Genomic DNA, 6,857 nt, shown 5'->3' with positions numbered 1-6,857 from the left:
AATGGGAGCAAATGAAGCAGTAGAGTTTAAGGCATTTAAGGATATCAAAATTGGGGGAGAAAGTCTTAAAGCCGGAACCTACTCCATGTTTGCAATCCCGGGAGAGAACGAATGGACAATTATTCTCAATTCTGATTTAGATTATTGGGGAGCTTTCCAATACAATGAAAGTAAAGATTTGATTCGATTTACGGTTGATTCCAAATCTATCTCAGAAGTGGTAGAAGCCTTTTCGATTAGGTTTGAAGATCTTGGAAATAATACTGCCGTGATGCGATTAGGTTGGGATCAGACTATGGTAGAAATCCCTATTTCTTACTAAATCCGAATCATAAAAATTTCTTCATGAATTGGATGAAGACAGGATAATCTGAGGGTATAGTTCCGTGTCCTCCCTCATGCATATAATACCCAAGTTTATTTTCTAAAAGTGAAGTGTCTCCAGCAGGAGGCATTTCATTTTCCTCTGGACCATTTTCTCCAAATAGTTGATACACCTTGCTAGCTTCTTGAGCAGCAAGAAATTCACCCTTTGGATCCGACCAATAGTCAGTATTTCCAGTTTGAAGCAAGATAGGTCTCGGTGCAATCATCGCCACTAAGGAATGCGCGTCAAATGGAAAATCTTCAACATGCGTAGAATATTCGTGGTAGTTTGGAGCAAACTGATAAGCATATCTGGAAGGGTCAGACATATGTTTGATATTTTCTCCATAGTCTCTTCTAGCCAGTGCAGCTCCACCTTCACCTGAGCAGCTTGCAATAATCATTTTAAATCGAGGATCTCTAATTCCTGTCCAAAGTACTGTTTTTCCTAATCGTGAGACTCCCATTAAAGCAACCCGATCTTGGTCAATTTGATTGTCTTTTTCAAAATAGTCCATGGCTCTACTCAGTCCCCAAGACCAAGCCGAAATAGTACCCCATTCATCATCTTTAGGTTTAGTCTCACCGGGTTTTAAAAATTCCTTCCTGATCCCATGTTCAAAACCATCTTTAAAATCTGGATCTATATCACCATAATAAACAGTGGCAAATCCATATCCCTCGTCAATGAACTGTTCCACATTGGTAGCACGAAATCTACTTGGTTGATCAGCTTTAACTTTTTGACCTTCTCTATTCCATATTTCTCCAATTCGAACTTCAGCATCATCTACCGTTTGAGAGTTTGCGGTGAAAGAAATAGTAAAGAATATCGGTACTGCTTTGTTTGAATTTTTAGGCAAGTAGACCAGCAAATCCATTGGGTGATCTTTGCTATTTTCTGTAAGATAAATCCTGACTTGCCTCCGGATAGCTTTGCCATTAAAAGCATCGCCTTCCTTTTCAACAACATCAAATTCTATTTTCCTTGGAGCAGGGGGAGTTTTTCCATACTGTAATGCTGCAACAGCTTCCAAAAGCTCCGGCCTTCGGTTTTTCAGCCAGGTCTTTGAGTCAGTTACTTTTTTTCCATTTTCTAATGTAAAAAGATCTGGAAGGGTATAGGGTGGAATGGCATCCTCGTCATAATTTACTGGAAACCCTGCAACAACAGTAGGCGGATCTTGTGCTTGAGCAAAAGCAAAAGAATTCAAACAATAAATAAAAATCGTAAGAAGGGTTCTTTTCATGACAAATATCTTTAGCTGATTTTTAAAATAGGGATTAATTAAGCCAGATAATTTTGCATAACTGTCCTGAGTTATATTGAATAAGGAAAAATTTCTCTCTTTAAGTCTAGATTTTGATTTTTTGTTGCTTAATCATTCTCAAAAAATCTTCCCAACTTATCAGTGAAAATTTCTTGGACTATAAATCCACTTTTTTTGACTTTTGACCAATAAAAATACAGAAATAAGGATGGTCAAGGAAAAGCTACTTTTAGCAGAGTAAATATCTTCAATTTTCATTCGGTGGTTTGATAGAAAGAATCAATTTTCACCATCTGTAAGTTCAGAGGTAATTATTGTATGGTTAGGTCTACTCTAAAAACCTAATCTTCTATCTTAGCATTTCAAAAATTCAAGATGGCCATAGCCAACTGATTCAGAATCCAAGTCAAAAAATGAAGCAATTATTTTCCAATCTCCTTTTTAAAGTTTTTGTTGCCATCGTATTAGGGATCGTTTTTGGTCTCTTTTTGCCGGAGTCTATCAACAGGATATTTGCAACCTTTAATTCGTTTTTTGGGCAATTTCTGAATTTTGCAATCCCATTGATCATATTGGGATTAATAATGCCTTCGATTTCGGACCTTGGAAAAGGTGCAGGTAAACTCTTGTTGATTACTGCTGCAATAGCTTATGGGTCAACGCTCTTTTCTGGCTTTATGAGTTATTTTACATCTTCCACTATTTTTCCATCTCTCCTTTCTTCATATGTAAATGAAGCTACTGAAATCACAGAAACTGGGAAGGATCTTGAACCTTATTTTAGCATTACCATTCCAGCTGTGATTGATGTGATGTCAGCATTGGTTCTGGCGTTTGTGATTGGTTTAGGGTTATCCTATCAAGAAAATTCTACCCTAAAAAAAGTGGTGAAGAATTTCGAAACGATCATCATGCAACTCATAGAGAATGTCATTGTTCCTTTATTACCGATTTTCATTCTTGGGATTTTTGCAAACATGGCGTTTAGTGGTCAGGTATATTCAATCCTTTCAGTTTTCTTAAATATCATTGGGGTTATTTTTGCCATGCATATATTCTTGTTGATTTTACAATATATTATCACAGGAGCGATCGTAAAGAAAAATCCAATCAAGCTTTTGCTGACTATGATGCCTGCCTATTTTACAGCTTTAGGAACGCAATCTTCCGCAGCCACTATTCCTGTGACTTTGGAACAGGCAGAAAAAAATGGCGTTTCTCCAAAAATCGCAGGATTTGTAATACCACTTTGTGCTACTATTCACTTGTCAGGAAGTATCATGAAAATTACCGCTTGTGCCATCGCATTAATGATATTGGAAGAAGTACCGTATGATTTTGGGATGTTTGCCGGATTTATATTTATGCTGGGAATTGCGATGGTTGCAGCACCTGGAGTACCGGGAGGAGCCATAATGGCAGCAATTGGTGTTCTTCAGTCCATGCTTGGGTTTAGTGAAGAAATGATTGGTTTAATGATTGCATTGTATATCGCGATGGATAGCTTTGGGACTGCTTGTAATGTGACGGGCGATGGCGCAATTTCGTTGGTAGTGGATAAGATCACAAAGGAAGAATAAAGGTGTTTTTTAAAAGAAATAAGCTTACAATTACTTCTTTTCAATCATCTTTAGGTTAAAATTATTTGTAGGACTGTCAATCCTAGACCATAGTTTTTTAAACTCATCATTAAAGCAGGTAAAATACTTTTGCGTTTCACTATCAATTTTTTTGATAGTATCTAAATTAGGATCCACATAGTATTTTAAAGCAAATAATGTCCTTGGAATTTCATTGATAATAATCTTGTCATCTTTGGTTTTAGCATAAACGAAAAATGGATGGCTATATGCATTTGATTCTATATAGACGATTTCAAAAGAGTCTTTGATTTTTTCTTGTTTACGTAGCAAATCCTCGTAAGAAGAAGCTAAAAACATGGTGAATATGATATTCTTAGGAGCATATTTTTTGGTTTTGTTCTGGAAGATGAATTCAATTTCACTTTTCCCTTTTGACTCAATTAATGAAAATAATTTTTCAACAAAATTCTTATAATAACCATATGCAAGTGCTCTGGCAATACTATTTCTATACTCTCTAATTTTTATGAATAGCATTATTCCTAAAAGCGCAAAAAAAGTGAATAGTGCCAAAATGATGGCATGACTTGCCTTTAGAGTGTTCTCATAAAAATCCAGATAAACAAAAAGGGTGGGGATTAAAGAGCTAATAGCCTCTTTAAAAAAGCCCAATGTAAAAATCAGTCTTAATTTCGTCATCGGATTTTATTTAATTCAATTGTTTGATTAAGTGTCTGATTTAATAAGATATAAGCTTATTTTTATCTTATAACCAGATTTTTTCATTCTAATTTAAGTGAAACAAAAAGCAAAATGGAGACAATAAAAGTTTTTCTTTCAAGTAGAGTAAACTCATCTTTTTCAAATCTAGACTCTAAAAAATCTCTTAAGGACTTAAGGAAGTATTTGCAAATTGAAATTGAGAAAGAACTTTTTTTGGGGGAGAAAATATTTGAGGTCTTAATCAATGAAGGGACTTTTGATTCTACTCTTTCAAAGGATGCTTTTGAAAATTGTATGGATAGCCTTAGATCGTCCAATGTGATAATAATCATTTATAATGGCGAGGCAGGTTGGCCAATTGCTGATTTGGATTCTTCTAATGGAATCTGTCATGAGGAATATCTGGCTGCCCTACAAGAATTTGGAGATATGAGTTTTGGAATCAATATCAGCAGGTTTTTTAAACTTCCTGAGAAGGGAAAAGCTTTCGAGAGAAATACAAATTTCGCTAAAGACTTAGCGAATGATTTCAAGCATATGGAAACCATTGAAGCAAATGACTTTAATGAGTTAAAAAATAATTGTCTTTTGCAGATCAAGAGATATTTAATCAAATCTCTTGAGAACTCCTTTAAAACTCAAAAAAGAGTAGTTGCCGGTTCTTCAATTATCCCTGAAACTTTGGATTGGAGTAAACTTTCATATTCAGAAAGAATAGAAAAGATGAAAGAAAACCTTCAGTCCACACTAGTTTCAAACCCCGTGTTTTCGGATATTATTTGCCGCTATTATGCAGTACCTGATAGTATGTCAGTTGCGGATGCTAAGAATCAATTAGGAAGGCCATTCTTATATGAGCAAAATGAAATCATTGTAAGTGAAAAGACTTCCGGAGTAATCCATTTTATTTCAGTTTATGGAAGAGTTACAGCTTCTCAGGTCAAAAGTCTTGTTGGATATCCCGATTTGACCGTCATCAATACTCCCTTTGGCTTCTATTTATGGGAGAAAAATGTTCACATTCAGATTTTCTTTCTTCAAAGTTGTATCAATTCCAACATCATCAAATTGAGGATTGGGCAGATTGAGATCTGGTTAAACTCTTCGAGGGAGAAAGCAAATATTCAAATGAGAGCGGAGAGGAGATTTAAAATTCTAAATGCAATTAATGAAGCTAAAATCATCGAGTAGCATCTTTGAAAATGAAAGAACCAATTTTTAAAAATAAAATCATTTAGCTATGAAACCACTTTGTTTTGTAATCATGCCTTTTGGAAAAAAGCCCGATTCCTCAGGTAGAACAATAAATTTTGATGAGGTATATGAGAAATTTATAAAACCAGTAATCGAAGAATCTGGTTTGGAATCCATTCGGGCGGATCAGGAAATGATGGGAGGGATCATTCACAAGCCTATGTATGAGCGATTGATTTTATGTGACTTTGCGATCGCAGATCTTACCACAGCAAACGCCAATGTGTTTTATGAGCTCGGTATTCGATATACGGCAAAGCCTTTTACCACTTTCAGCATTTTTGAGACAGGGACTAAAATACCTTTTGATTTGGTTGACGTAAGATGCTTTCCTTACACAATAGTGGATAATGAAATTGTTGATTTGGAAGAAAAAAAGGAGGCTTTGAAAGCCTATATAGCTGGCATAAAAAAGAAGAAAATCACCGATAGTCCAGTATACCAACTCATGGATGGGATTGAATTCAAGCATAATCTTTCAATAGACAAGGTCGATATGCTAAGGGAAAGGGCCGAGCATGACAATAAAATTAATGAGCAAATTAAAGAGATTTTAAACTTAGGGAAAGAGGAAGATAGGCTTGGAAAATTAGAAACGTTGGAAAAATCTCTTCCTGAAAAAGATGATTGGGATGCAGGTTTAGCGATTGACTTTATGCTCGCATATCGCTCGATTAATGGCTTTCAGGAGATGGTGAATTTTATTGAATCTTTGCCAAATCATTTAAAAGGGACCATTGTCGTTCAGGAGCAATATGGTTTCGCATTAAACCGAGCTGGGAAGAAAGATAAAGCAATCGAGGTATTGAACAAACTAGTGGAAGAAAAAGGGGGGAATGGCGAAACCTTGGGTATTTTAGGTAGGATTTATAAAGATAAATACAATGAAGCTAAAGCCTCAAAACCTTTTTTAGCGAAGGGTTTTTTAGACAAAGCAATATCAATTTATACCGAAGGATATCAAGCTGATTTAAGAGACTTTTATCCAGGAATAAATGCGGCAACATTGAAATTTGTAAGGGGAGATAAGGATACTATTGATTTTGCGAAGGTCGTAGAATATTCAGTTTTAACTTATTTGGAAAAGAAAAGTAAAATTCCTTTTCGTAAAGCTCCTTCTGATTTTGAGGATTATTGGCCCCAAGCCACTTTATTGGAGTTAGCCTTATTACAAAATGATCAGGATAAGGCTTTTCAATATTTAACTACCACGATTAGTACTCCCCATGAAGATTGGCAGACAGATTCCACCGCCAAAAACCTTGAACTTTACAAAGTCCAAGGAGATTGGGTAGCAGAAGTAATTCAAGTCCTTTTAGACAAATGAAATTTTAACTAAGATAAGATTTATTCAAAATGGAAGTCTTTCACTGATCCTTTAGCAGCGGCTTCCCCGATTTTGTATAGTTCTTCCCTATTTTCAGAATTACTCATTTCTATCAAGCTTTCCACCTCTTTCTTTGAAAAAGTCTTCCCAAAACCTAGGCCGTTTAATTCATTTTCGGTCATGGCAAAATTATATCTCAGGTACTTGATCAAGGGTTTTCCAGAAATGAAATCATCCCGTAAAGATTCAATTTCCATATCTATATAATGAGCGGTCGGAGAATTAGAGAGCCATTGTAGCATAATTTGGTTTTGCCAACTTGCATCTTGCATC

The 6,857-nt window shown here is 35.5% G+C and carries 7 protein-coding genes; 4 read left to right on the top strand and 3 right to left on the bottom strand.

The annotated features are described in order from the left end of the window. Window positions 1-322 (top strand): DUF2911 domain-containing protein (locus tag Q0L68_RS14095; RefSeq protein WP_296704384.1); only part of this gene is annotated, 322 nt, incomplete at its 5' end. Window positions 323-329: 7 nt separating this feature from the next. Here the strand turns inward: Q0L68_RS14095 and Q0L68_RS14090 are convergent. Beyond that, entirely contained in the window at window positions 330-1,616 is a 1,287-nt protein-coding gene (locus Q0L68_RS14090) for an acetylxylan esterase (RefSeq protein ID WP_296704382.1), read from the bottom strand. A 434-nt stretch (window positions 1,617-2,050) separates the two neighbouring features. Between Q0L68_RS14090 and Q0L68_RS14085 the strand changes: the two genes are divergently transcribed. Next, a complete protein-coding gene (locus tag Q0L68_RS14085) occupies window positions 2,051-3,217 on the top strand; it encodes a dicarboxylate/amino acid:cation symporter (RefSeq protein ID WP_296704380.1) in 1,167 nt (388 codons plus the stop codon). 30 nt (window positions 3,218-3,247) lie between these two features. On the opposite strand, the gene Q0L68_RS14080 is transcribed toward Q0L68_RS14085, so the two are convergent. Beyond that, window positions 3,248-3,919 carry an STING domain-containing protein gene (locus Q0L68_RS14080; RefSeq protein ID WP_296704377.1) on the bottom strand — a complete coding sequence of 224 codons (672 nt, stop codon included), beginning with the start codon at window positions 3,917-3,919 and terminating at the stop codon, window positions 3,248-3,250. 114 nt (window positions 3,920-4,033) lie between these two features. Between Q0L68_RS14080 and Q0L68_RS14075 the strand changes: the two genes are divergently transcribed. Together Q0L68_RS14075 and Q0L68_RS14070 are read left to right on the top strand one after the other, a co-directional pair. Continuing rightward, window positions 4,034-5,134, top strand: a complete 1,101-nt coding sequence (locus Q0L68_RS14075; protein WP_296704374.1) for a hypothetical protein — start codon at window positions 4,034-4,036, stop codon at window positions 5,132-5,134. A 49-nt stretch (window positions 5,135-5,183) separates the two neighbouring features. After that, entirely contained in the window at window positions 5,184-6,524 is a 1,341-nt protein-coding gene (locus Q0L68_RS14070) for a TRAFs-binding domain-containing protein (RefSeq protein WP_296704372.1), read from the top strand. Window positions 6,525-6,544: 20 nt separating this feature from the next. Here the strand turns inward: Q0L68_RS14070 and Q0L68_RS14065 are convergent. Then, the coding region (locus Q0L68_RS14065; RefSeq protein ID WP_296704369.1) for a hypothetical protein at window positions 6,545-6,857 on the bottom strand (313 nt) is incomplete at its 5' end.

Source organism: Algoriphagus sp., assembly GCF_024642405.1.
Lineage (GTDB): Bacteria > Bacteroidota > Bacteroidia > Cytophagales > Cyclobacteriaceae > Algoriphagus.
Note: the sequence above shows the minus strand (reverse complement) of the source record. Positions and strands in the feature narration are given on the sequence as shown.